The organism is Janthinobacterium sp. GW822-FHT07H11 (assembly GCF_058798615.1).
Genome location: NZ_CM179507.1, coordinates 1343362 through 1368604 on the forward strand (window position 1 = coordinate 1343362; position 25243 = coordinate 1368604).

A 25243-nucleotide genomic window follows, 5' to 3' on the forward strand; every position below is an offset into this window, starting at 1 on the left:
GCCGTTTGGTAAATGTCCGCAATTTCTGCCATTTGTTTGTCATTAAGCTATTGTTATATGGTGCATTACCCCAACCTTGGCGGGAACGCATGATAAAATCATCGTCTTTTGCCATAGTCGAACTCCGTGCGGTCACGCGATAGTTACTTCGTTGTCACCAACCGAGCTTTTTTTAACGGCGTTTTTTCAAGAATTCAAGCATGTCATTACTGACCCAGATTTTCGGTAGCCGCAACCAGCGGCTGCTCAAGCAATACCAAAAAACGGTACGCGAGATCAATGCGCTCGAGCCGGTCATCGAAAAGCTGTCGGATGCCGAGCTGCAAGCGAAGACGCCTGCCTTCAAGGAACGCATCGCCGGTGGCGAATCGCTCGATACCTTGTTGCCGGAGGCGTTCGCCGTCTGTCGTGAGGCAAGCAAGCGCGTCTTGCGCATGCGCCATTTCGACGTGCAGATGATCGGCGGCATGGTCTTGCATTATGGCAAGATCGCGGAGATGGGCACGGGCGAGGGCAAGACCCTGATGGCAACCCTGCCGGCCTACCTGAATGCCTTGTCGGGCAAGGGCGTGCATATCGTCACCGTCAATGATTACCTGGCGCAGCGCGATGCCGAGACCATGGGCCGCCTGTATGGCTGGCTGGGCTTGTCGACGGGCGTCAACATGTCGCAGATGGAGCACAGCGCCAAGCAGCAGGCCTACAACTCCGACATCACTTACGGCACCAACAATGAATTCGGTTTCGACTTCTTGCGCGACAACATGGTCTACGAAGCGCGCGACCGCGTGCAGCGCAGCCTGAATTTCGGCATCGTCGATGAAGTCGACTCGATCCTGATCGATGAGGCGCGTACGCCACTGATCATTTCGGGCCAGGCCGAGAACCACACGGACCTGTATCACAAGATCAATGCCGTGCCTGCGCGCCTGACCTTGCAGATCGGCGAAGAAACGCCGGACGGCAAAGGCAAGGTCGAGGTGCCGGGCGACTACACCAAGGATGAAAAAGCGCACCAGGTGCTGCTGACGGAAGCGGGCCATGAAAAGGCCGAGCGCATCCTGATGGAAATGGGCCTGCTGCCGGAAGGCGCATCGCTGTACGATTCGGCCAACATCACCCTCGTGCATCACCTGTATGCGGCGCTGCGCGCGCATGCGCTGTACTTCAAGGATCAGCACTATGTGGTGCAGAACAATGAAGTGGTGATCGTCGATGAATTCACGGGCCGCCTGATGACGGGCCGCCGCTGGTCCGATGGCTTGCACCAGGCCGTCGAAGCGAAAGAAGGCGTCAAGATCCAGAACGAGAACCAGACCCTGGCCTCGATCACCTTCCAGAACTACTTCCGCATGTACGCCAAGCTGGCCGGCATGACCGGTACGGCCGATACCGAAGCGTACGAATTCCAGGAAATCTACGGCCTGGAAACGGTCGTGATCCCGCAAAACCGTCCGTTGCAGCGCAAGGACCGCCAGGATCAGGTCTACAAGTCGTCGGCGGAAAAGTACAATGCGATGTTGAACGACATCCGCGACTGCTACGAACGCGGCCAGCCCGTACTGGTGGGCACGACTTCGATCGAGAATTCGGAACTGCTGTCGGGCATCCTGACCAAGGCCGGTTTGCCGCACAACGTGCTGAACGCGAAACAGCATGCCCGCGAAGCGGAAATCATCGCCCAGGCAGGCCGTCCGAAAGCCATTACCATCGCCACCAACATGGCCGGTCGCGGTACGGACATCGTGCTGGGTGGCAACGTCGAGAACCAGATCAAGTTCATCGAAGCCAATCCTGAACTGAGCGACGCCGACAAGGCAGCCCAGTCGCAGAAACTGCGCGATGAATGGCAATCGCTGCACGACCACGTGGTCAATGCGGGCGGCTTGCACATCATCGGCACTGAACGCCATGAATCGCGCCGCGTCGACAATCAGTTGCGTGGCCGTGCCGGTCGCCAGGGCGATCCCGGTTCGTCGCGCTTCTACCTGTCGCTCGACGACGCGCTGCTGCGCATCTTCGCGGGCGACCGCGTGCGCGCCGTGATGGACCGCCTGAAAATGCCGGAAGGCGAACCGATCGAGGCCGGCATCGTCTCGCGCTCGATCGAATCGGCCCAGCGCAAGGTGGAAGCGCGCAACTTCGATATCCGCAAGCAATTGCTGGAATACGATGACGTCGCCAACGACCAGCGCAAGGTCATCTACCAGCAGCGTAACGAGTTGCTGGAAACGACCGATATCTCGGAAATGATCGCTTCCCTGCGCCATGGCGTGTTTACCGACCTGGTGCACGAGTACGTGCCGCAGGAATCGGTGGAAGAGCAATGGGATATCAAGGGCCTGGAGAAGACCCTGGCCGGCGAATGGCTGATCGACCTGCCGCTGCATACCATGCTGGAAGCCGATTCGACCCTGACGGACGAAGAGATCCTGGAAAAGGTGCTGGCCGCGGCCGACGCCGTGTACCAGTCGAAGATCGATATCGTCGGCAAGGAATCGTTCGGTGGCTTCGAGCGCAATGTCATGCTGCAAAGCGTGGACAGCCACTGGCGCGAACACCTGGCGGCGCTCGATCACCTGCGCCAGGGTATTCACCTGCGCGGTTACGCGCAAAAGAACCCGAAACAGGAATACAAGCGCGAAGCGTTTGAACTGTTTGGCCAGATGCTCGACATGATCAAGAACGACGTCACGAAACACGTGATGACGGTACGTATCCAGTCGCGCGAAGAAGTCGATGCGGCCGAACAGGCGATGCAGCAGTCGCACGTGGAAAACGTGCACTACCAGCACGCCGAATTCGACCCGAACGCGGCGCCGGAAGAACTGCTGGCGCCGACGGCTGGCGACAGCAACGACCAGTATGTCGACGACATGAGCGTAAGCATGGGCGTCAAGGTTGGCCGCAACGATCCATGCCCTTGCGGCAGCGGCAAGAAGTACAAGGCTTGCCACGGCAAGCTGGCATAAGCCGGTTCGTTGGCATGACAAGAACGGAGACTGCGGTCTCCGTTTTTTTATGTCCGCCTTGCCTGCCGCGGGGCCTGCTCAGGGAAATGCCCAGTACTGCGGCGCCTGCGCTGGAATGCCTTTCAGGCCACCGCGGTTTTTTGCCCGTTGCCCCGTCTTGATCATGGTGGCGATATCGGTCAGCAGGACGCGGTTGCTGGCGAAGTAGTCATGTCCCGTGAAGTTCATGATGACGGCCGAGGCATCGACGAGTTCCATGCCGGGTATGGTGACGACAGGGCGGCGGATGTCGCCTATCCTGTCCCACTCGGCAAAACTGTAGGACGCGCGGATGGCCTTGTCGTTCGCGGACGCATACAGGGTGGCGGGAAGCTTGAGGCTGGCGAAGCGGGGAGCGATCTGCTCGCGGAAGATATCGGCATTGATGTCCGGCGCCGCCAGCACCACCTGCTTGAACAGGGGCCGCAGCTCGGGGCGTTTTTCCAGCAGGTTGGCCAGCGCCACGGTCATCGGGCGGTTGCCCATGCTGTGGGCGATGATGTAGATGTCGGTGGCGGAAGAGTGCGCCGCGAAGTCGGCCAGGAAGGCCTGCAGGTGCGCCTGCGTCCATTCGGCGGCGTTTTCATCGAACTCATAGCCTGCAAACGTGCCTTTCGATGGCCAGCTGTAGAACACGGGCAGGGCGCCGATATCGAGGTCGACCGCCATCTGCGCCGTGCGCCGGGCGGCGTCGTCAAACGAGTTGCTGTAGCCGTGGATGTAAATGAAGGCGGCGCGCCGTTCCGGGGAGGCCTGTATCCTGGCCTTGACGCTGGCGAGAAAATCCGCGTGCGACAGGCGCGTGGTTTCCTTGATCAGCACATATTTTTGCGCATTGTCGCCGGAGAGGATGGCGTACCAGGGCGGCAACGGCAGCTCGCCCGGCGCTCTTTTCTCCGGGATGCTCACGACGACGCTGCCATAGCTGAGGTAGGGCGCCACGCGGTTGGGCTGCCAGCCATAGTTGCGGCTGCCGGGCTGGTATTGCCGGTCGGTGGCGTAATACACGGTGACGTGCATGGCACCGGGCGGCGGCGCATCGTTGCCGGAACTCAGCGTGCCGCCGCTGCCCGTGCTGCCGACCAGGTTGCCGAGGTTGCCGAGCATGCCGCTCGTGCCCGACCATGCGCTGCTCCACGGACTGGCTGGCGATGGCGGCGGTGCCGCGGCAGGCGGTGGAACTTGCGCTGCGGGCGGCGCTTCGGATGCCTGTTCGGTGACGTGGGCGCCGGCGCCGTCTGCCGGGCCACGCGGCACCGTACAGGCTGTCAACCAGGCCAGCAGGCAAAGCAGGGATAGCCGGCGCAACAGGCACGACAGGCCTGAAGCGCTGCGCTGCATCCGGTTTGACCGACCCTGCGTCATGACATCCTTCCCTGGGCGGTACGATTGCAAGACTCGCCATCGTCCATTCCCATACCTTAGCGCCGCCAGGCGGCATGGTTCTGATAAATCGCAAGCCTGGCCGCGCCACCGGCCCGTATCGGCGCCGCCGTGGCTGGCGCGACTATTCACTTGCCGCATGTTCATCCGCGCCGCGAAGGCGCTACAATAGCGCTTCCTTTTTCCCTAGCAGAAGAACTCATATGGCCGTCAATTCTCCCAAGCCCGTCGCCGCCGACTTGAAAGCCGTCGCCGGCATTGAAATCGGTGTTGCCGAAGCCGGCATCAAGAAACCCAACCGCAAGGATGTGCTGGTATTGAAACTGGCGCCGACGGCCACCGTGGCTGGCGTGTTTACCCTGAACCGCTTCTGCGCGGCCCCGGTGCAAGTGTCGAAGGCGAATCTGGCCGCCGTGACGGCCGGTGGCGCGCCGATCCGCGCGCTGCTGGTCAATACGGGCAACGCGAATGCGGGCACGGGCGAATCGGGCCTGGCCGACGCCCAAGCCAGCTGCGCCGCGCTGGCCGAGCTGCTGGGCTGCACGCCGCAGCAGATTTTGCCGTTTTCCACCGGCGTGATCCTCGAACCGCTGCCGGTGCAGCGCCTGGTGGCCGGCCTGCCGCAAGCCGTGGCCGCGCTGACCTCGGATAACTGGTTTTCGGCCGCCGAAGCCATCATGACCACCGACACGCAGCCGAAAGCCGGCTCGCGCACGGTCACCATCGGTGGCCACGCGGTCACCCTGACGGGCATCAGCAAGGGCGCCGGCATGATCAAGCCGAACATGGCCACCATGCTCGGTTTCCTCGCGTTTGACGCCACCGTGGCCCAGCCCGTGCTGGACCAGCTGGTGAAGCAGGCGGCCGACAAATCGTTCAACTGCATCACCATCGACGGCGACACATCCACCAATGACTCGTTCATGCTGGTCGCCACGGGCGCCGGCAGCCTGGTCATCGATTCCATCGATTCGCCGCATTACGCGGAACTGGCCAAGGCTGTCACGGAACTGTCCACCTTCCTGGCGCAAGCCATCGTGCGCGACGGCGAAGGCGCGACCAAGTTCATGACGGTGACCGTGGAAGACGGCCGCAGCGTGGAAGAGTGCCGCAAGATCGCCTATTCGATCGCCCATTCGCCGCTGGTGAAAACGGCGTTCTTCGCTTCCGACCCGAACCTGGGCCGCATCCTGGCCGCCATCGGCTACGCGGGCGTGGACGACCTGGACGTGGGCCAGTTGAACCTGTACCTGGACGACGTGTGGGTGGCCAAGAACGGCGGCCGCAACCCGGACTACCAGGAGCAGGACGGCCAGCGCGTGATGCAGCAAAGCGAAATCACCATCCGCGTGAAACTGGCGCGCGGCGACGCCACCGCCACCGTGTGGACGTGCGACCTGTCGCATGACTATGTGTCGATCAACGCCGACTACCGCTCATGACCGGCCTCGATCAATTCCTGATCCGTGCCGAGGCGTTGCTGGCAAGGGTGGAAGCGATCCTGCCGCAGGCGACACCCGCGCCGGACTGGAGCAGCTTCGCGTTCCGCTGGCGCCGTCGCCCGGGAGCCGTGCCTTATCTGCAGGCCGTGGCGCACGTGTCGAACATCGCGTTTGACGACTTGCACAATATCGGCACGCAAAAAGCGCAAATTGAACAGAACACGCGTCAGTTCGTCAGTGGCCGTCCGGCCAACAATGTGCTGCTGACGGGCGCGCGCGGCACGGGCAAGTCCTCGCTGATCAAGGCGTGCCTGAACCAGTTTGCCGGCCAGGGCCTGCGCCTGATCGAAGTGGATAAAGCGGATCTTGCCGACTTGCCCGACATCGTCGACCTGGTGGCGGCGCGTTCCGAGCGCTTCATCATCTTTTGCGACGACCTGTCGTTCGAAGAGGGTGAAAGCGGCTACAAGGCGTTGAAGGTGGCGCTCGACGGCAGTATCGCCGCGCAATCGGACAATGTGCTGATCTACGCCACCTCGAACCGCCGTCATCTGATGCCGGAACGCATGTCGGACAATTCCAGCTACAAGACGGACGATGATGGCGACTTGCATCCGGGCGAGACGGTGGAAGAGAAAATCTCGCTGTCCGAGCGCTTCGGCCTGTGGCTGTCGTTCTATCCGTTCAAGCAGGATGACTACCTTGACATCACGGCGCACTGGCTCGCCTCGTTCGGCTGCACGCCGGAGCAGATCGCGCAGGCGCGCGGCGACGCCTTGCGCTGGGCCTTGCAGCGCGGTTCGCGTTCGGGCCGGGTGGCGTGGCAATTCGCGCGCGATTACGCGGGAAAGTTGCCGCAATGAATGAAGTGACCTTGAAGGAAAAAATCAAGCCTGTCGACGTGGCCGTCGGCATCCTGATGAAGCCGAATGGCGATGTGCTGCTGGGCCAGCGCCCGGCTGGCAAGCCGTATGACGGCTATTGGGAATTTCCTGGTGGCAAAGTCGAACCGGGCGAAGCCATCCTGGACGCCTTGAAACGCGAGTTTGTCGAGGAGCTGGGGCTGCATATCGATAGCGCCGAGCCCTGGTGCGGCGTGGAATACGTCTACCCGCACGCCCATGTGCGCCTGCACTTCTACATCAGCCGCGATTGGCGGGGCGAGCCGCAAAGCCTGGAAGGGCAGGCGTTTGCCTGGCAGGGCACGGTGGGCGTCGAGCCCTTGCTGCCCGCTACCATTCCCCTGCTGGAATGGCTCGACGTCGTGCGCCAGGAAAGCCTGGCAGCCTGATGGCCGCTTGCGCCGGCACGCAGCCTCCGTGCTGCGCGCCGGCGCAAGCTTTGCGCGTACTTTCCTTGTATCGGGCGCGCTTTGCGCTACAGTGCAGTCATCCAGCACTGGGGGAGACGCATGCCGCTGACCCTGACCTTTACCGATACCGATGAGTTGCTGATCGCCGCGCTGCACAAACGTGCCCGCGCGCATGGCCGCAGCCTCGAGGAGGAACACCGCGATATCCTGCGCAGCGTCTTGCGCCCGCTACCGAAACGCCCGCTTGACGATATCCTGCGCGGCATGCCCGCCGTGGGCCAGGATGCCGATTTCGAGCGCAGCTGAGCATGGCCGCTTATCTGGTCGATACGGACGTGATCGTTGCCGCGAGCAAGGGGAGCGGCGCGCCCGCCCGCGTGCAGGATTTTTTCGGCCGCGTGGCGCCCGAGGCACGCTATGTGCCGGTGCAGGTGATCGCGCAGTTGCGCGCTGGCATACAGCGCAGCTGGCAGCGCGAAGCCACGCTGGAAGCGCTGGCCCTGGAAGCGTGGCTGGAAGCCTTGCTGGCCGACTATGCGGCACGTCTGCTCGAGTTCGATCTCGATTGCGCGCTCGTCTGCGGCCGCCTGCGCGGCCACGGGGCCGGCGTGGACGCGCAGATCGCGGCGATGGGCATCGCCTATGGCTTGACCGTGGTCAGTGGCAGGCTCGACAGTTTCGCGGCGCAAGGCTTGCGCGTGGAAAATCCGTTTGCCTGAGGTTTACTGGGGTTTGTTGTCTTCGTCCGCCAGCGGATCGTCGAACGGGTCGGCGGCGGGGATCGTGTATTTTTCCTCGGCCCAGGCACCCAGGTCGATCTGCTTGCAGCGCTCCGAACAGAAAGGACGATATTTGTTGGCTTCAGTCCATTCGACTTTGGCGGCACAGGTAGGGCAGTTAACGACGGTCATGATGGGGCAAATAAGTAACAGTTAAAAATTACAGAGCGTGAGCTCGAATGGCACATCATCTTCCAGCGGCTTGGGTTTCAGGTCGCCGCCCTGGGTGGTGAAGCGTACCCACAGCATGTATTTGTTGGCAGAAATTTCCGGAATGGCAGCGCTGCTTTCATCCAGGCTCAGGCGTAGCATCTGGTACACCTTGCCTTGCAACATTTGTTGATAGCTGCCGCCATTGGCGATCAGTTTCACGGGACCGCCGGAATCGCGCAGCAGGCGCAGCACCAGGGCCAGCGCGTCGAACAGGGGGGCCAGCGGGGCAAACCAGGCGTGGATATCGGCCAGGCGCTGTTCCGAACTGCGTTTTTGCCAGGCAAAATACGACGGCAAGTCGAATTCGCAGGCGCCGCCCGGGATGATGGTGCGCCCGCGTATGCTCATCAGCCATTCATTGTCGCGGATATTCTGTCCCGTCTTGCCCTGCGCCGCCACCAGGGCGCCGCTGACACTGTCGAGTTCGCCGAGTATGGCGTCCAGGGTTTCCGGTTCCACGTTCGGGTTGCTGCGGTAGCCGAGCAGGCTTTGGCGTTGCCGCTCGAGTTCCTGCAGCAGGTCCGATTTCAGGTCGGCGCGGCCGGCCACTTCAAGCATGTCGAAAATGGTTGCCAAAGCAACATGGTGCTGCATTGCATGTTCTTGCTGGACGAAAAACTTGAATTTGTCGTACAGGTCTTCCAGCCGCAACAGCGTTCGTATGCGTTCGTTGAAAGGGTATTCGTAGACAATCAAAATAATTCCCTTAAGTAAGGACCTGCAAACAATCCCGTGATTTTGAACCAAGCGTCGACAAATTACAAACGTTGCGGCCCCATTCCGGCCATTCTTTTTGAAAATGCCAGATATAAGTCGTGCAACTGGGCAATCTGCGGCGCCAGGGCCGCCAAATCGCCATTGTTGTCGATCACATCGTCGGCCGCCGCCAGGCGCATGGCGCGCGTCGCCTGCGTGGCCATGATGGCTTTGACTTGTTCTTCCGGCAAGCCATTGCGGGCCATCACGCGCGCCACTTGCAGACTTTCCAGGCAATCGATCACCAGCACGCGGTTGACCCGTTCCACCCAACCGCCGGACTCGACCAGCAGGGGCACGGCAAAGATCACATAGCTGCCCGTCGCTTCGGCCGCGGCCGCCAGGGTGGCCTGGCGGATGCGCGGGTGCAGGATGGCTTCCAGGCGCGCTTTCGCCTGCGCATCGGAAAAGACCAGCTGGCGCATCCTGGCGCGGTCCAGGGCGCCGCGCGCATCGGCAAAGGCGGCGCCAAATTCGGCCACCAGGGCAGGCATGGCGGCGCCATTCGGAGCCGTCAGGCCGTGTGCGATCTGGTCGGTGTCGACGACGCTTGCGCCGCGCGCGGCAAACATGTCGGCGACCGTGCTCTTGCCACAGCCGATGCCGCCCGTTAATCCCACGCTGAAGTACGAGGCCGTGTTTTGTTCCATGTCTGTTATCCAAGTCGGGGCGCAATGCTGCGCGGAGAAATCAGCCGATCAGGCCAAGCGTGAGCTGCGACAGGGGCGTGCCATACAGCAGGGCGATCAAGCCCGCGGCGGCCAGGTAGGGGCCAAACGGGATGGGTTTGTCGCGCGCGCGCCTGGCAAAGACGATCAGCGCGATGCCGACCACGGCACCGACCAGCGATGATAATAATATAATCGTCGGCAACATCGTCCAGCCCAGCCAGGCACCGAGCGCTGCCAGCAGCTTGAAGTCACCATAGCCCATTCCTTCCTTGCCTGTCGCCAGCTTGAAGGCCCAGTACACGGCCCACAGGGCCAGGTAGCCGGCGGCCGCGCCGATGACGGCATCCTGCAGCGGCACGAAGGTGCCATTGATATTGACCAGCAAGCCGGCCCATAGCAGGGGAAAGGTCAAGTCATCGGGCAACATTTGCGTGTCGGCATCGATGAAGGTCATGGCGATCAGCAGCCAGGCAAACACGAGGGTGGCCAGGCCCGTCCAGCCGCTGCCGAAATGCCAGACCAGCAGCGCGGAGAGGGCGCCTGTCAGCAGCTCCACCAGCGGATAGCGGGCGGAGATCGGCGCCTGGCAGGCGCTGCATTTGCCGCGCAACAGCAGGTAGCTGAGGACGGGGATGTTTTCCATGGCCGTGATGCGGTGGCCGCAGGCGGTACAGTTGGAGTGCGGCAGCATCAGGTTGTAGCGGTCCGCGTGCGGTAGCGGCTGGCCGCTTTCTTGCGCCACGTAATTGTCGGAGTCGCGCTGCATCATCTTCGGCAGGCGGTGGATCACCACATTCAGGAAGCTGCCGACGATCAGGCCGAACAGGGCGGCGACGAGGGCGACGGGCAGGTTGCCGGGCGCGGCGAACAGCAGGGTATCTTGCATGGTAGATGGGTCTGTGATGATGAGTGTTGCCGAGCAAACATTGCCTGGCACTGCCGCAGTGTAAAACATCCGCCGGCGCGCGGGGACGTTTTCCGGCGGCCATTCTTTCAAATGACGGCGCCGAGTTTAAAGATGGGCAAATACAGGGCGATCACCAGGGTCCCCACCAGCACGCCGAGTACCACCATCAGCGCCGGTTCCAGCAGCGAGGACAGGACGGCGACGGTTGCCGCGATTTCCCCTTCGACGATGTCGGCCGCGCGCGACAGCATGGCATCGAGCGCGCCCGATTCCTCGCCGATCAGGACCAGCTGCGTCAGCAGTTCGGGAAATACGCCGCTATGTTCCATGGCCAGGGCCAGGCTGCCGCCGGCGCGGATTTCGCGCTCGATGCCTTGCGTGGCGTCCTGGTACAGCACATGGTGGGCCGCCGCACCCACCAGGTCGAGCGAGTCGAGCAGCGGCACGCCGGCGGCAAACATGGCGGCCAGCGTGCGCGTCCAGCGGGCGATCGCCGCCTTGCGCAGTAGCGGGCCGAACACGGGCAGGCGCAGTGCCTGCAATTGCGCCTGCCTGCGCCAGGCCGGCGAGCGGTACCACGCGAGGCGCAGCAGCAGGCAGGCGAGCAGCAGCGCGGCCGGCAGTGCCAGCCAGTAGCGCACGCAGAACGCCGACACGGCCATCACGGCCAGGGTGGGCAGCGGCAAGGGTGCGCCGAAGCTGTCGAAGACCTGGCGGAAGGCGGGCACGACCCAGGTCATGATGATGCCCGTGACGGCGATGGCGACAAGCACGATGACCAGCGGATACATCAGCGCGCCGCGCACCTGCCGCCGCAGGGCGATGGCTTTTTCCTGGTGCGTGGCCAGGCGAGCCAGCAATTCCTGCACGATGCCGGCCTGCTCGCCGGCCGCCACCAGGTTGCAATACAGGCCGTCGAACAGGTGGGGAAATTGGCGAAATGCCTGCTGCAGGCTGCTGCCTGCTTCGATATCGCGCCGCAAGTCGGCCATCAGCTCGGTAATGGCGGGCTTGGCATGTCCCTTGCCGGCGATGTCGAACGCGTGCAGCAGCGGCACGCCGGCCGCCATCATGGTCGACAGCTGGCGCGTGAACAGCGCGATATCGTGGCGCGTGATCGCCTTGCCCGGCGCGGCGCGGGCAGCGCGCACGCGCGTGGCGAGTATGCCCTGGCGGCGCAAGGCCAGGCTGGCCGTGGCGGCATCGGTGGCGCGCACGATGCCATCGACCGCCTTGCCATGGCGATCTGTTCCCTTCCATGCAAACCGCCGCTCGGCTGCCATGTGCGCCTCCCGCTGTCACGGTAGCAGCGGCAAGCCAAAGCACCAGCACGGATGGCCGGAAGCTTGATCTGGCTCAGCCTTTGATGGTTTGCACTTCTGTCTGTATTGCAGCCTGGGCCTTGACGCCGGCGGCCTCGTCTTCATCGCCATCGCTGCCTTTGCTGATGCTTTCCCCATCGTCGCGGCGCAAGGTCCAGAAGGTCAGCGAAGACAGCACGGTCAAGCCGGCCAGGGTCAGGAATGCATGGTGCAGCGCAGTGCTCAGCATGGCGCGGTCCGATTGCGGCATGTCGCCCAGGTACCAGCCCGTGATCAGCGAGCCGAAGGCGAGGCCAAAGCTCATCGACAACTGCTGCATCGAGCTGGCGATGGTGCTGGCCATGCTGGAGTCGCTCTTGTCGACATCGGCATACGCGATGGTGTTCATGCTGGAAAACTGCAGCGAATTGAAAAAGCCCAGGCACAGGCTGATGGCGACGATCATGTACAGCGGCGTGCCCGCGCCCACCAGCGAAAACATGGCGATGGTGATGCCGATCAGCACAGTGTTGACGATCAGCACCTGGCGGTAGCCGAAGCGGGCCAATACCCGCGCGGAAATGAATTTCATGCCCATGGCGGCCGCCGCCGACGGCATCATCAGCAAGCCCGATTGCCATGCTGGCAAGCCCAGGCCCAGCTGGTACAGCAGGGGCAACAGGAATGGCAGGCCACCCACGCCCAGGCGCGTGACGAAGCCGCCCACCACCGAGACGCGGAAGGTGCGGATCTTGAACAGGGTCAGGCGCAACAGCGGATGCAGCACTTCGCTCGAATGCCAGGCATACGCGGCCAGCAGGCTGATCGAGATGAACAGCAGCACGGCAAACGAGGTGCCGTCGATGCGGTGTTCGCCGAAGATTTCCAGCAGCCACGACAGCAGCGCGATGCCGGTGCCGAACAGTACCAGGCCGATCAGGTCCAGCGGACGCGGCTTGTCGCCGTAATAGTCGGGCATGTAGCGGTGCGCCAGGTACAGGGCCACCAGGCCGACAGGCACGTTGACGAAGAAAATCTCGCGCCACGACAGCCAGTGGACGATCAGCCCGCCCACCGTCGGTCCCAGCAGGGGGCCGATCAGGGCGGGGATGATGACGAAATTCATGGCCGCCAGCAATTGCGACTTGGGAAAGGTGCGGATGATGGTGAGCCTGCCCACCGGCATCATCATGGCCGCGCCCACGCCTTGCAGCAGCCGCGCCGCCACCAGCATCGGTGAACTGACAGACAGGCCGCACAGGATGGAGGCGAGGGTGAAGATGGCCACGGCGGCGGAAAACACGCGCCGCGTGCCGAAGCGGTCGGCCATCCAGCCGCTGATGGGAATGCACACGGCCAGGCTCAGGATATAGCTGGTGACGACGGCTTTCAGGCTCAGCGGCGTCACCTGCAGGCTGGCGGCCATGGCGGGAATGGCGGTGTTGACGATGGTGGAGTCGAGTTGCTCCATGAACAGGGCGGTGGCAACCACCCAGGGAAGGTAGCTTTTAACGGGGGAACTGGTCATGGATGCGAGCCTGAGGAAGGAAAACGGAGCCGACAGTAGCGTGAATTGTCACATAAACGGCGTTTGCGCGCCGCCTGGCGCCGTGCCGGGGCGACGCCGGCACGGCGCGCAGCGCATGCGGGAAGGGCAGGCGAGCGGGAACTGGCGTCGAAAGTCCATAGAACAATTGTTCCATGGCAATAAAGTTTTGCCGGGATTAGCATGGTGCCATCATCGCGAATTGTGCAATGCCGGCATTCGCCATCCCTACCCTGGAAGGTCACACATGAAGAATGCAATTTCGATCGTTTTGTTAGGCGCGGCCCTGTCCGCATGCGGTGGCGGCAGCGATGGCGGCACGCCTGATGCGCCCGTCACCCCGCCGGTCGTGGTGACACCGCCCGTCATTCCCGCCGACAGTGTGAGCGTGGCATCGGAAGCCGTGGCCAAAGAGGCCGGCCTGAGCGTCATTGCCGGTGCCAGTGCCGACGAAAGCGTGTATGACGTGGCCGCCGATATCGGCGACACCTGGCGCATCACGTTCGACAGCGTCAAGAAAACCTATGCGATCCGCGTCCTGTCGACGCAGTTCGGCCTGAGCGACCGCAGCGGCACGTTTACCGCCGTCACGACGGGCAAGCTCACCACCTACACGGCAACGGACTTCAGCGTCACCGTCGATGCGCGCACGCGTCTGCTGTCGGGCAATATCAAATTGGGTAACATGGTCTCGACCGTCAGTGGCAGCGGCTATGCGGTGAGTGACGTGGCCAAGCTGGCCGGCAACTATATTTTCCTGGGGTCCATGCGCAATGCGTCGAACGGCGCTTTCCCTTTCCATCCGAAAGGCACTCTCAAGATCGCAGCCGACGGAGCGGCCCAACTGTGCAATGGCGGCGTGTTCAACGCGCAAGGCGTGTGCTCCGCGGTATCGCCGCAGCTGGAAGCGGAAAACGCCAGCCTGACCCTGGTCAAGGATGCGAAGAACGGCTTGCTCGTCGCGCGCCAGGGTGACCAGGACTTCGGCATCGTGCATGTGCATGCGGGGGACCGGGGGCTGGCGCTGTTCATCGACCGCTATGGCCGTAATCAGGAAAATGTCATGCGTGTGGGCACCATCGTGGCCGCCAAACAACAGAAGATCGGCACGGAACTCAATGGCAGCTATGCCTGTGCCGCGTCGGGCATCAGCGCGAACATCGTCGTTGCCGGCAGCACCGCCACCATCACCAACAACACCGCTGGCAAGACGCACGCCGAAACCATAACCATCAACAAGCTGGGCTTGGGTGCGCAAGCCGTCGATTTCGATGGCGTCGCCGTGTTCAAGGACCCGGCCGACGTACCTGCCGACTATTCGATGTTCATGCCCGTATCGTCGAGCATGGCAGTCGAGTTTTCGACCGACCGTTCGTACATGGGCATGTGCCTGAAAAAATGACGGCTAGCGTTTGATCTGATCCAGCAAGTAGGTCGGGTTAGCCGGTACGGCGTAACCCGACATCCCCATCAGCGTGGCAATCGTTCCAACGCATCCATCAACGGCAGCGCAGCGTCCGCGATGCGCTCCAGGCTGGCCTCGCGCAGGGCGGCGGTGTCCACCGTGTGGCCGGAGTCCAGCCCCGCCCAGCGCAGCAGCGCCGAACACGCGGCGGGCGTGTCGAACAGGCCGTGCACATAGCTGCCGAGGATTTGCCCGTCGCCCGATACGGCCCCCTCGGGCCGGCCATCGATGACGAACGCCGGTTGCCGCAGGGCGGCGCCCTGCGAGACGCCCATGTGGATTTCATAGCCTGCCACGGGGGCGTCGGCCGCGCCGGCAAATGCGCAGTGGCCGTGCACCTGTTCCAGCCGCTTGTCGCTTGTTAATTCAGTCACCATGTCGAGCAGGCCCAGTGCCGTTGACTCTCCTGCCGCGCCTTCCACGCCCAGCGGATCGCGCACGCTCTGCCCCAGCATCTGGAAACCGCCGCAGATGCCGAGCACCTTGCCGCCATAGCGCAGGTGTCTGGCCAGGTAGGCGGGCCAGCCCTGCTGCTGCAGCCAGGCCAGGTCGCCGCGCGTGTTTTTACTGCCAGGCAGGATCACCAGGTCGGCCGGGCCAATTGGCTGCCCCTGTTTGACGAATTGCAGGTCGATGCCGGGATGGGCGCGCAGCGCGTCGACGTCCGTGTGATTGCTGATGCGCGGCAGTTGCGGCACCACCACCTTGAAGGCGCCGCGTTCCGCCTGCATCGCTTCGACGGCGTCTTCCGCGTCGAGGAACAGGCCTTGCAGGTAGGGCAGCACGGCCAGCACGGGTTTGCCCGTCCGCTGCTCCAACCACTCGATGCCTGGCTGGAGCAGGGATAGGTCGCCGCGGAAGCGGTTGATGACGAAGCCGATGATGCGCGCCTGTTCGCTCTCGGACAGGCAGGCCAGGGTGCCGATGATGTGCGCGAAGACGCCGCCCCGGTCGATGTCGGCCACCAGGATCACGGGGCAGTCGACGGCTTCGGCAAAGCCCATGTTGGCGATGTCGCGCGCGCGCAGGTTGACTTCGGCCGGACTGCCCGCGCCTTCGACGATGACGGCGGCATAGTGCTGGCGCAGGCGCGCATACGACTCCAGCACGGCACCCATGGCGATGGTCTTGTATTGCTGGTAGTCGCGCGCATCCATCTCGGCGCGCACCTTGCCGTGGATGATCACCTGCGCCCCCGTGTTCGACGACGGTTTCAATAGTACCGGGTTCATGTCGGTGTGCGGTGCGATGCCGCAGGCCAGTGCCTGCAAGGCTTGCGCGCGGCCGATTTCGCCGCCGTCGGCCGTCACGGCGCTGTTCAAGGCCATGTTTTGCGGCTTGAACGGCGCCACCGTCACGCCGCGGCGTTTCAGCAGGCGGCACAGCGCGGCCACGACGGTGCTCTTGCCCGCGTCGGACGTCGTGCCCTGCACCATCAGGGCCGGGAAGGGCGAGCTCATGGCTGGCGCTCCTGCCACTGCGCGATGATGTCGCTGATCTGGCGCAGCCCTTCGGTAATCGCCGCCGGGCCGGGCGAGAGGATGTCGGGCGACTTGATTTCGAACAACATCTGGTTTTTCACGGCAGGAATCGTCTCCCAGTCCGGACGCGCCGCCAGCTGCGTCGGCTGGAACTTCTTGCCGCACCAGCTGGCGAGGATGATGTCGGGCGCGCGCCGCACCACGGCCAAGGGATCGGCGATGATGCGCTCCTTTGCGCCCGCATGTGCGGACAATTCCGGGAAGGCGTCCGTGCCGCCGGCGATCTCGATCAGTTCCGACGCCCAGCCTATGCCGCTCATCAGGGGATCGTTCCACTCTTCGAAATACACCACGGGCCTGCGCGTCCAGGCGGCGGCGCGTGCCCGGGCGGCGGCGATGTCCGCGCGCAGGCCGGCGACCAGCTCGCGGCCGGCATCCTCGCGCTGCACCAGCGCGGCCAGCACGCCGATCATGCGCAGGATGCCGTCGACCGTGCGCTGGTTGAACTGGTGCACCTCGATGCCGGCCTTGACCAGGTCGCGGCAAATGTCTGCCTGCATGTCGCAAAAGCCGATCACGAGGTCGGGCCGGACCGCCAGGATGCGCTCCAGGCTGGACGAGGAAAAGCCGCTGATCCTGGTTTTTTCCTCACGCGCGCGGCGCGGACGCACGGTGAAGCCCGAGATGCCCGCGATGACGTCCTCGGCGCCCAGCGCGTACAGCGTCTCCACCGCCTCCGTCGACAGGCAGGCGATGCGCTGATAGTGACTCACGGCGCCGCCTTGGCTGCGGGAGCGCTGCGGCGCTGGCGGGCCAGCTCCAGCTGTTCGCACATGGCGGCCGTGCCTTCGATCATGCGCGGGCCGGCGCGGTTCAGCAGGTCGCCATTCAGGCGGAACAGGTTATTCTTGCGCACGGCCGTCATCGACGGGAAGGCGCGCCACATGGCCAGGCCGCCTTCGCTGCGCGGATCGCTTTTTTCGCTGGTGCCGAAAATGACTTCCGGGTCTTCCTGCAGCACGCCTTCCTGCGTGACGACGGGCGCCACCACCTTCATCGCGGCGAATACATTCTGGCCGCCGCATACGCGCATCGAATCGCTGATGATGCTCGCGCCGCTCAGGGTGTACAGCGGCTTGTCCCATACCTGGTAAAACACGCGCACGGGCGGGCGCTGCGCGTATTGCGCCGTCAGGCTGGCCAGTTTGGCGCGCAGCTGCGCGGCGGCCGGCTTGGCGATTTTTTCTGTTCCCATCAGCTGGCCCAGGCGCTCCATGCTGTCGGGGATATCGGCCAGCTTGCGCGGCTCGCTGTGATAAATGGGCACTTTCAGCTGGCGCAGCATGGCGATCTGGCGCTCGGCGCTGCCGTGCATCCAGACGACGATCAGGTCCGGCTTCATGGCGATGATGCGTTCCATGTCGTACTGGCGGTTGTCGCCCACTTGCGGCAGTTTCTTGGCCGCTTCCGGGTAATCGCTGTAGCTGACGACGCCGGCGATCCTGTCGCCGCCGCCGGCCGCGAACAGCAGCTCCGTGATGTGCGGCGCCAGGGCCAGGATGCGCTGCGCCGGTTTTGCCACGGTGACGGCATTGCCGTCGTCGTCGCGCACGGTGATGGCTGCGTGCGCCTGGATCGAGATCAGTCCGGCCAGCAGCAGCGGTATTTTCAGGTGGTTCATGCGTGTTCCTTGTTCCATGCGGTGAGCGCCTGTTGCAGGCGTTGCCAGGCTTCTTGATCGGGTGGCAATCCCAGGCGGATGCCGTGGGCGGCGTGGCGGAACAGGCGTACCCAGATGCCGTGTTCCGCCATGTGGTGCCAGAATTCTTCGGCGCGGTCTTCGGGCCACCATTGAAACAGCGCGCTGCCGCTGCTGGCGATGGCGTGGCTGGCCAGCAGCTGGCGCAGGCGCTCGCCTTCGCCGTGCAGGCGAGCGCGCATCGCCTGCTGCCAGCGCGTGTCGGCCAGCGCGGCCAGCGCCACCTGCTGAGCAGGACCGCTGACGGTCCATGGTCCCAGCAGGTCGGCCAGCGCGGCAAGCAGCGCGGGAGGGGCGGCGACAAAGCCCAGGCGCAATCCCGCCAGGCCAAAGAATTTGCCGACCGAGCGCAGCACGATCAGTCCCGGCTGGCCCGTATGCTGGCCCAGGCTGGCGTGCGATTCCGTATCGCCAAACGCCTCGTCGACGACCAGCCAGCCGCCGCGCGCAGCGAGCCTGGCGGCCCAGTCCAGCAGCAGCTCGGGCGCGATGCGTGCGCCCGTGGGATTGTTCGGGTTACAGATGACCATCACGTCGCAGTCGTCCACGGCAGCGGCCAGTTGCGCATAGGGCAGTTGCCGCAGGCTGTGGCCATGCTGGCCCCAGTGGTGCGCGTGTTCCGCATACGAGGGCGCGGCGACCACCACGCAGGACGGCGCGCGCAGCCGGGGCAGGGCCTGGATGGCCGCCTGCGTGCCCGCCACGGGCAGCATGGCCGGCGCGTTGTAATAGGCGCAGGCGGCGGCAGCCAGGGCAGGATCGGCTTCCGGCAGCCGGTGCCAGGCATGCGCGCCGGTCGCCGGCACGGGATAGCCGTGCGGGTTGATGCCGGTCGACAGGTCGATCCATTCGGCGATGGGCCTGCCGTATTCGCGCGCGGCATCGCGCAGATTGCCGCCGTGTTCAAGCATGGAATTTCCCTCGCAGGTAATACAGGCCCGCCAGCAGCGCCACCCAGATCAGCCACAGCACGGCCGTTTCGGCCACCAGGCGCCAGGCGCGGTCGATGTCGCGCGCTTCGGCCGGGCGGCCGGCGCCCAGCGGCGGGCGGCGTTCCAGTTCGCCGTCGTAGATGGCGTCGCCACCCAAGGCCAGGCCCAGGGCGCCGGCGCCGCTGGCCATGACGGGACCCGCGTTCGGACTGCCCCAGCTGGGGGCCTGGCTGCGCCAGCACTGCCAGGCGCGCTGCTTGTCCGCCATGCTCTTGCCCAGCAAGACATAGGACAGGGCCGTCAGGCGCGCCGGCAGGTAATTGAGGATGTCGTCGATGCGCGCGGCGCAGCAGCCGAACCAGTCGTAGCGCGCATTGCGGTAGCCCCACATGGCGTCGAGGGTATTGGCCAGCCTGAATAGCACGGCGCCAGGGCCGCCGGCCACGGCAAACCAGAACAGGGTGCCGAAGACGGCGTCATTGCCGTTTTCCAGCAGGGACTCGGTGCTGGCCTTGGCCAGGCTGGCCGCATCGGCGTTGGCCGTGTCGCGGCTGACGATGCGCGCCGTCAGCCGGCGCGCGTTGTCCAGGTCATCGATGGCCAGGGCCTCGGCGATCGGCTGATTGTGGTCGCGCAGGCTGCGCAAGCCCAGGCACAGGTAGAGCAGGAAGACGTGAAGTGCCGCGCCCGCCAGGCCGCACAGCCACCAGGCGGCATAGCTGAGGGGCAGTACGGCCAGCGACCACGCCAGCGTGCCGCGCAGGAAGCGTCCGCGGCCCCGGTTCAGCAGGCGTTCGAGCGTGCTGGCGAGGCGGCCAAAGCCGACCAGCGGATGCCAGCGCCGCGTTTCTCCCAGCAGCATGTCGAGCAGCACGCCGGTCGTCATGAGCAACGCCAGCATGGGCAGCGACAGGCCGCTCAGCATGGGCCGCCTTTCAGGTGCAGCGGCAGGCCAGCGGCCACAAAGACAGCCCTGTCGCACACGGCCGCCACGGCCTGGTTCAGGCGGCCGGCTTCATCGGTGAAGCAGCGCGAGATGGCGCCGTAGGGCACGATGCCCATGCCCACTTCGTTCGAGACGAGAACGAGGTCGCAGCCGGTGTCTTCGATTTCGGCCAGCGCGTACAGCAGGTGCGCGCGCTCGCTGTGGAACAGTTCGGGCAGGGCGATGTCGCCCACCTCAGGATACGCCTGGCCACTGGAAAACATCAGGTTCGTCAGCCACAGCGTCAGGCAGTCCACCAGCAGCAGGCGGTCCGGACGGGCCTGCCGCAGGATGGCGTCGCCCAGGCGCAGCGGTTCTTCCACGGTCGTCCACCGAGCCGGGCGCTGCATGCGGTGATGCGCGATGCGCGTGGTCATTTCGCCATCGCCGGCCTGCGCGGTGGCGATGTAGATCACTTCCTTGCCGGAGTTTTGGGCCAGTTGCTCCGCATGGGCGCTCTTGCCGGAACGGGCGCCGCCGAGGACCAGGGTGCGCGTCATGGCGCCGCTACCACTCGGTGCCGGCTTGCGCGCCGATGCCGGCCGCGTACGCATGCTTGACGACGGCCATCTCGGTGACGGTGTCGGCGATCGCGATCAGTTCGTCGGGCGCGCCGCGGCCCGTAATGACCACGTGCTGCATGGCCGGGCGCTCCAGCAGGTCGGCGATGACCTTGTGCACGTCGAGGTAGTTGTACTTGAGGGCGATATTGAGTTCGTCGAACAGCACCAGGCCGTAGCTGGGGTCGGCCAGGAAGGTCTTTGCCTGTTCCCATGCCAGTTCGGCTTTTTCGATGTCGCGTTCGCGGTTTTGCGTTTCCCAGGTATAGCCTTCGCCCATCGCATGAAAACTGATTTCGTCGGGGAAGCGGCGCAGGAATTTCTCTTCGCCCGTCGACATGGCGCCCTTGATGAACTGCACCACGCCCACTTTCATGCCGTGGCCCATGGCGCGGATGGCCATGCCGAAGCCGCTCGAACTCTTGCCCTTGCCATTGCCCGTGTTGACGATGATGATGCCGATTTCCTTGTCCGCCTTGGCGATGGCTGCATCGATGATGGCCTTCTTTCTCTCCATGCGCACGCGGTGGCGCTCGTTTATAGCTGCGGTATTGGCTGCGGTGTCCGCGTCGACGTGTTTGCTATCGCTCATGTTTAATCCTCTTTCGGTATGAATATCTTGCGTTTGCCGTGATCGATGATCTCGATAGGGTGGCCCAGGTAGTCGCCCAGGATGGACGCCTGCATCACCTCGGCCACGGAGCCGGCCAGCCAGCCGCCGTCGCCCATCAGCAGCAGCGCATGCGTCGAGACGCTATGCGCCAGGTTCAGGTCATGGCCCACCATCACCACGGTCTTATTCTGTTCGCGGCACAGCTTGGCCAGCAGGCCCATGACGCTGACCTGGTGCGCCAGGTCCAGCGCGTTGGCCGGCTCGTCCAGCAGCAGCAGTGGCGTGTCCTGCGCCAGCATGGCGGCGATCGCCACGCGCTGGCGTTCGCCGCCGGACAGGCTGCGCACATCGCGCTCGGCCAGGTGTTCCACTTCCATCGAGGCCAGCGCCGCCAGGGAGATGCGCTGGTCGTCGCTGCCTTCCCAGTAATGGTTGTCGTGATACGGGTGGCGCGCCGACAGCACGGTTTCGATGACGCGGTACGAGAACGCGTCGTGGCGCGCCTGCGCCAGGAAGGCCCGTTCGCGCGCCAGGTCGCCCAAAGGCCAGTCGATCAGGGCGCGGCCCTGTATCGTCACGTGGCCGGCATCCGGGTCGCGCAAGCCGGCCAGGGTGCGCAGCAAGGTACTTTTTCCTGCGCCATTGCGGCCGATGACGCTCCAGCATTCGCCATCCTTGATGTGCCAGGTGAGGTTTTCGACGAGGCAGCGCGTGCCTGCCTTCAGGCCCAGTTGGTAGGTGCGTATCATATTGGCATCATCCGCGGCGCAATCGGTGCAGCTGGTATAGGAAGACGGGAGCGCCTATCATCGCCGTGACCACGCCGACGGGCAATTGCAACGGTGCCAGCACGGTGCGCGCCAAAGTGTCCGCCAGCACCAGGAAGGTGCCGCCGGCCAGCGCGGCGGCGGGAATTAACAGGCGATGATCGGGGCCGCAGGCAAAGCGCAGCGCATGCGGCACGATCAGGCCGACAAACCCCACGCTGCCGGCGCTGGTGACGGCGCTGGCCGTGAGCAGGCCGGAACAGAAGAACAGACCCTTGCGCAGGGCGCCCACGCGCACGCCCAGGGTGCTGGCCGCTTCCGCGTGCAGCGCCATGACGTTCAGCGAGCGCGCGCTGCGCAGCGCAAAGACCATCGCGCCGGCCAATACCAGCCAGGGCATCAGGCGCGCGGGGGCGCCGGCCAGGTCGCCGATCATCCAGAAGACCATGCTGCGCAAGCGGCTTTCCGGGGCAATCGACAGCATCAGGGTAACGAGGGCCATGCAGGCCGAAGCGAGGATCACGCCTGTCAGCAGCAACAGCGAGGCGCCGCCTTCGGCCGCCGTGCCGCCGCGCAGGTCGCGCCGGGCAAACAGGTACAGCAGCATGGAGACGCCGACGGCGCCGGCAAAGGCGGCAGCGTCGACCACCCATAGCGCGCACATGAACAGCAGCGCGGCCAGCGCGCCGACGGAGGCGCCGGCGGAAATGCCCAGTACGTATGGGTCGGCCAGCGGATTGCGCAGCAGCGCCTGCATCATGACGCCGGCCAGCGACAGTGCCGCGCCCGTGACAAAGGCGGTCAGCGCGCGGCCCAGGCGCAGGTCAAGCAGGGTTGCGGCGATGTTGTCGGTCTTGCCCTGCACCAGATGGAGCAGGGCGGAAGGCAGGTCGGCGAGCGGAATCGCGATCGAACCGATCATGCCGGAGAATATCAGGCTGGCAATCGCGCACACGATCAACACCGTGAGAATCACCGTGGCGCGGTGGCGCATATTGCGAAAAAATGGGTGCATGTACTGCCTTAAAATCGGGAACCGCATCTGCGGGCGATGGCGGCATGCCATCGCCCGCAGCTTACATCATTGCTGCATGGTTATTTCGAGCCGTAACGCAGGCCGACGAAGAAGTTGGAGCCAGCCGTATTGTAGTGACGTGCCAGTTCATACTTCTTGTCGGTGATATTGTTCCAGCGCGCCAGCACCGACCAGTCCTGCGCTACTTGATAGGTGGCGAACAGGTTGACCAGGCCATAGCCGCCAAGGCTGGTCGTGTTGGCAGGATTTTCAAAACGCTTGCCCGACAATTGCCATTCGGCGCCCGTGTTCAGTTGGCCGATGCTGTAGTCAGCTGCAAAGTTGGCGTGACGCTTGGCGCGGCGCACCAGCGATTTGTCCAGGGTTTGATCGCGCGGATCTTGCAGGTCGATATTGCCGCTGAGGCCAAAGTCGCCGAACTTGCGGCGGCCAGTCAGGGTGATGCCTTCCAGCAATGCCTTGTTGACGTTGTAGGCGCAGCCGTATGGATGCGTGGCCACTTCAACCGGGCAGGTGTCCGCATAGATCAGCAAATCGGTCACGCGATTGTGGTAGTACACGGCACTCAGCTGTGTCTTGCCATCGTCATAGCGCAGGCCGACTTCAGCATTGCGGCCTTTTTCAGGACGGTTGCTGGCGATGCCGTAACCTGGGTAATACAGTTCATTGTAGGTAGGCTGGCGGAAGCTGGTGCCATAACTGGCAGTGGCGCGCAAGGTATTGTTGATCTGGTAGCCGTAACCCAGGCTGCCTGTGGTGGTCGAACCGGTTTCCGACATCTTGTCGCGGCGCAGGCTGCCGCTGAGCAGGTGCTGGTCGCGCTTCATGGTGTAGGAAGCTGCCAGCGACTTGGTGTCGCGGGCACGATTCAAGATTGGCTTGGCGCTGGAGACGACTTCTTCCTTGCGGTAGCTGGCCAGCAATTGCAGCGTATCGGCGCCGATGGCGATGTCATTTTGCCAATCGAATGTCGATTGCTTGGTTTCCAGATGGCTTTTGCCGGCCGCGCCCGCAGCGGTGTCCTCGTTGGCCTTGTCGCGTGCTTCGGCAACTTGTACCTTGCTGTGCCAGCCTTGAACGAATTCATTGTTCATGAATACGCCGATGTTTTCCAGCTTTTGATTGCTGCGCGTATCATAGCCAGGGCCGTTGTCGTACTGGGCTTCCAGCTTACTGTTCATGAATACCAGGCCCAGATCATGTCCCTTGGCCAATTGGAAGCCAACCTGGCCAGTGACGCTTTTCTTGTCGTAGCCGTCTTTGTCTGAGTTGTAAGAGAAATTGCCTGGTTTGGTGGCCGAAAAACCGTCGCTTTTTTCCTTGCTGACATTCAACGAGTAGCTCAGGCTGTTGTAGCCACCGCTTGCTCCCGAAACGCTGGCATCATATTGGCGCGTGGCATCGCTGCCAAAGCCGACCGATGCGCCAAGCACGGGCGCGCCGCTGCCTTTCTTGGTGAAAATCTGGATGACGCCACCGATGGCATCGGCGCCGTACAGGGTGCTCAATGGACCGTAAACGATCTCGATGCGGTCGATATTTGCCAGTGGAACCGGGCTCCAGTTGGCGGTGCCCAATGTCGAGGAACCGATGCGTACGCCATCCACCAGAACGATATTCTGGGTGCTGTTGGCGCCACGGATGTAGACCGACGATGCCGTGCCTGCGCCACCATTGCGGGCGACTTCGATGCCGCGTTGCTTTTGCAGCAATTCGGTGACCGATCCTGCGCCCGAACGCGCGATCTCTTCACTGGTGATGATGGCCGTATTGGCCAGCAATTCGCTGGTTTTTTGCGGCGTGCGGGTGGCGGTAACGATCACCGGATCGAAGGTGTCGGGCGTGGCTTGGGCGAAGGCGGCAGGCGCGGCAATGGCTAGCGCGAGCGACGTGAGCGCCGCGTGGCGGGAAACAGCATGGGTCATGATAATTTTCAGTAAGTAATATGCAACCAGCCGACGTCCCCGTTGGCCAGATTGAACAGAAGTGGGAACTGAAGATGACGATCGAAGATGGCCATGGGCCATTCGGATCGCGAACATCCCCGTTCGCACACTTCCACCTGTTCTGGCCGGTATCCGGGCTGGCAAGTACGGCTATCCCACCTTCCCATGCTCGATGATTGCAAGCACAGTGGTTGTCAGAGATAGCTTGTCGTCCGTTTCCTGTAGAGAGGGGCGACACTTGCTTACCGTTGCGGGGGCAGCACACGTTCGCCGCGAGCGCGGCATCGTGTTTCCCGTTTAACTGCGCCCATGGACATGGGCGCGGGCACCAAAACCCCGCCATTATACGTGCAGCGGGCGTGGACTGACATGGCGGGC

Annotated in this window: 24 protein-coding genes and 1 riboswitch; of the genes, 7 read left to right on the forward strand and 17 right to left on the reverse strand. The window is 63.8% G+C overall.

From position 1 onward, the window contains the following. The first annotated feature begins 200 nt into the window (after positions 1-200). Positions 201-2972 carry a preprotein translocase subunit SecA gene (gene secA, locus AC3RCJ_RS06020; protein WP_492961563.1) on the forward strand — a complete coding sequence of 924 codons (2772 nt, stop codon included), beginning with the start codon at positions 201-203 and terminating at the stop codon, positions 2970-2972. Positions 2973-3050: 78 nt separating this feature from the next. Here the strand turns inward: secA and AC3RCJ_RS06025 are convergent, their stop codons facing one another. Then, positions 3051-4118 (reverse strand): alpha/beta hydrolase, encoded by a 1068-nt coding sequence (locus tag AC3RCJ_RS06025; RefSeq protein WP_492961561.1) that lies wholly within the window; start codon positions 4116-4118, stop codon positions 3051-3053. A gap of 479 nt (positions 4119-4597) precedes the next feature. Here AC3RCJ_RS06025 and argJ point away from each other — a divergent pair, with 479 nt between their 5' ends. From argJ to AC3RCJ_RS06050, 5 genes are all read left to right on the forward strand, one after another. Continuing rightward, positions 4598-5836: a bifunctional glutamate N-acetyltransferase/amino-acid acetyltransferase ArgJ gene (gene argJ / locus AC3RCJ_RS06030; protein WP_492961559.1), complete on the forward strand. Its 1239-nt coding sequence runs from the start codon at positions 4598-4600 to the stop codon at positions 5834-5836. Next, the gene (locus tag AC3RCJ_RS06035; RefSeq protein WP_492961557.1) at positions 5833-6699 is read left to right on the forward strand and encodes an ATP-binding protein; all 867 of its coding nucleotides are present in this window, start codon (positions 5833-5835) and stop codon (positions 6697-6699) included. Before argJ ends, AC3RCJ_RS06035 begins: the two co-directional genes overlap by 4 nt. Then, on the forward strand, positions 6696-7127 hold the full coding sequence (locus AC3RCJ_RS06040) for an NUDIX domain-containing protein (RefSeq protein ID WP_492961555.1): 432 nt from the start codon (positions 6696-6698) through the stop codon (positions 7125-7127). Before AC3RCJ_RS06035 ends, AC3RCJ_RS06040 begins: the two co-directional genes overlap by 4 nt. 120 nt (positions 7128-7247) lie before the next feature. Further along, a complete protein-coding gene (locus AC3RCJ_RS06045) occupies positions 7248-7454 on the forward strand; it encodes a FitA-like ribbon-helix-helix domain-containing protein (RefSeq protein WP_492961553.1) in 207 nt (68 codons plus the stop codon). A 2-nt stretch (positions 7455-7456) separates the two neighbouring features. Next, positions 7457-7867, forward strand: coding sequence for a PIN domain-containing protein (locus AC3RCJ_RS06050; RefSeq protein ID WP_492961551.1), 411 nt, complete (start codon positions 7457-7459; stop codon positions 7865-7867). Between the two features lie 3 nt (positions 7868-7870). On the opposite strand, the gene yacG is transcribed toward AC3RCJ_RS06050, so the two are convergent. From yacG to AC3RCJ_RS06080, 6 genes are all read right to left on the reverse strand, one after another. Then, on the reverse strand, positions 7871-8062 hold the full coding sequence (yacG, locus tag AC3RCJ_RS06055; protein WP_492961687.1) for a DNA gyrase inhibitor YacG: 192 nt from the start codon (positions 8060-8062) through the stop codon (positions 7871-7873). Positions 8063-8080: 18 nt separating this feature from the next. After that, positions 8081-8836, reverse strand: coding sequence for a cell division protein ZapD (gene zapD / locus AC3RCJ_RS06060; protein ID WP_492961549.1), 756 nt, complete (start codon positions 8834-8836; stop codon positions 8081-8083). Between the two features lie 62 nt (positions 8837-8898). After that, positions 8899-9546 (reverse strand): dephospho-CoA kinase, encoded by a 648-nt coding sequence (gene coaE, locus AC3RCJ_RS06065; protein ID WP_492961547.1) that lies wholly within the window; start codon positions 9544-9546, stop codon positions 8899-8901. Between the two features lie 40 nt (positions 9547-9586). Further along, entirely contained in the window at positions 9587-10453 is an 867-nt protein-coding gene (locus AC3RCJ_RS06070; RefSeq protein WP_492961545.1) for a prepilin peptidase, read from the reverse strand. Positions 10454-10560: 107 nt separating this feature from the next. Then, positions 10561-11757 (reverse strand): type II secretion system F family protein, encoded by a 1197-nt coding sequence (locus AC3RCJ_RS06075; RefSeq protein ID WP_492961543.1) that lies wholly within the window; start codon positions 11755-11757, stop codon positions 10561-10563. Between the two features lie 73 nt (positions 11758-11830). Beyond that, complete coding sequence (locus tag AC3RCJ_RS06080; RefSeq protein WP_492961541.1) at positions 11831-13303, reverse strand: DHA2 family efflux MFS transporter permease subunit; 1473 nt, start codon at positions 13301-13303, stop codon at positions 11831-11833. A 265-nt stretch (positions 13304-13568) separates the two neighbouring features. On the opposite strand from AC3RCJ_RS06080, the gene AC3RCJ_RS06085 reads away from it, so the two are divergent. Further along, the gene (locus tag AC3RCJ_RS06085) at positions 13569-14723 is read left to right on the forward strand and encodes a hypothetical protein (protein WP_492961539.1); all 1155 of its coding nucleotides are present in this window, start codon (positions 13569-13571) and stop codon (positions 14721-14723) included. A gap of 68 nt (positions 14724-14791) precedes the next feature. Here the strand turns inward: AC3RCJ_RS06085 and AC3RCJ_RS06090 are convergent, their stop codons facing one another. The 10 genes from AC3RCJ_RS06090 to AC3RCJ_RS06135 form a co-directional block, all read right to left on the reverse strand. Continuing rightward, positions 14792-16246 carry a cobyric acid synthase gene (locus AC3RCJ_RS06090; protein WP_492961537.1) on the reverse strand — a complete coding sequence of 485 codons (1455 nt, stop codon included), beginning with the start codon at positions 16244-16246 and terminating at the stop codon, positions 14792-14794. Further along, the gene (locus tag AC3RCJ_RS06095) at positions 16243-17040 is read right to left on the reverse strand and encodes an ABC transporter substrate-binding protein (protein WP_492961535.1); all 798 of its coding nucleotides are present in this window, start codon (positions 17038-17040) and stop codon (positions 16243-16245) included. The genes AC3RCJ_RS06090 and AC3RCJ_RS06095 overlap by 4 nt, the downstream gene beginning before the upstream one ends. After that, positions 17037-17948: a cobalamin-binding protein gene (locus tag AC3RCJ_RS06100; protein ID WP_492961533.1), complete on the reverse strand. Its 912-nt coding sequence runs from the start codon at positions 17946-17948 to the stop codon at positions 17037-17039. Before AC3RCJ_RS06100 ends, AC3RCJ_RS06095 begins: the two co-directional genes overlap by 4 nt. Then, a complete protein-coding gene (gene cobD / locus AC3RCJ_RS06105) occupies positions 17945-18937 on the reverse strand; it encodes a threonine-phosphate decarboxylase CobD (RefSeq protein WP_492961531.1) in 993 nt (330 codons plus the stop codon). The genes AC3RCJ_RS06100 and cobD overlap by 4 nt, the downstream gene beginning before the upstream one ends. Beyond that, complete coding sequence (gene cbiB / locus AC3RCJ_RS06110; RefSeq protein ID WP_492961529.1) at positions 18930-19883, reverse strand: adenosylcobinamide-phosphate synthase CbiB; 954 nt, start codon at positions 19881-19883, stop codon at positions 18930-18932. The genes cobD and cbiB overlap by 8 nt, the downstream gene beginning before the upstream one ends. Beyond that, positions 19877-20443, reverse strand: coding sequence for a bifunctional adenosylcobinamide kinase/adenosylcobinamide-phosphate guanylyltransferase (gene cobU, locus AC3RCJ_RS06115; protein WP_492961527.1), 567 nt, complete (start codon positions 20441-20443; stop codon positions 19877-19879). Before cobU ends, cbiB begins: the two co-directional genes overlap by 7 nt. 7 nt (positions 20444-20450) lie before the next feature. Next, positions 20451-21095, reverse strand: a complete 645-nt coding sequence (cobO, locus tag AC3RCJ_RS06120; protein WP_492961525.1) for a cob(I)yrinic acid a,c-diamide adenosyltransferase — start codon at positions 21093-21095, stop codon at positions 20451-20453. A gap of 2 nt (positions 21096-21097) precedes the next feature. Further along, positions 21098-21865 (reverse strand): ABC transporter ATP-binding protein, encoded by a 768-nt coding sequence (locus tag AC3RCJ_RS06125; RefSeq protein ID WP_492961523.1) that lies wholly within the window; start codon positions 21863-21865, stop codon positions 21098-21100. 7 nt (positions 21866-21872) lie between these two features. Next, positions 21873-22898: a FecCD family ABC transporter permease gene (locus AC3RCJ_RS06130; RefSeq protein ID WP_492961521.1), complete on the reverse strand. Its 1026-nt coding sequence runs from the start codon at positions 22896-22898 to the stop codon at positions 21873-21875. 80 nt (positions 22899-22978) lie between these two features. After that, entirely contained in the window at positions 22979-25009 is a 2031-nt protein-coding gene (locus AC3RCJ_RS06135; RefSeq protein ID WP_492961519.1) for a TonB-dependent receptor domain-containing protein, read from the reverse strand. Beyond that, positions 24972-25213, reverse strand: a riboswitch (cobalamin riboswitch). Its footprint overlaps the gene before it by 38 nt. Positions 25214-25243 lie beyond the last annotated feature (30 nt).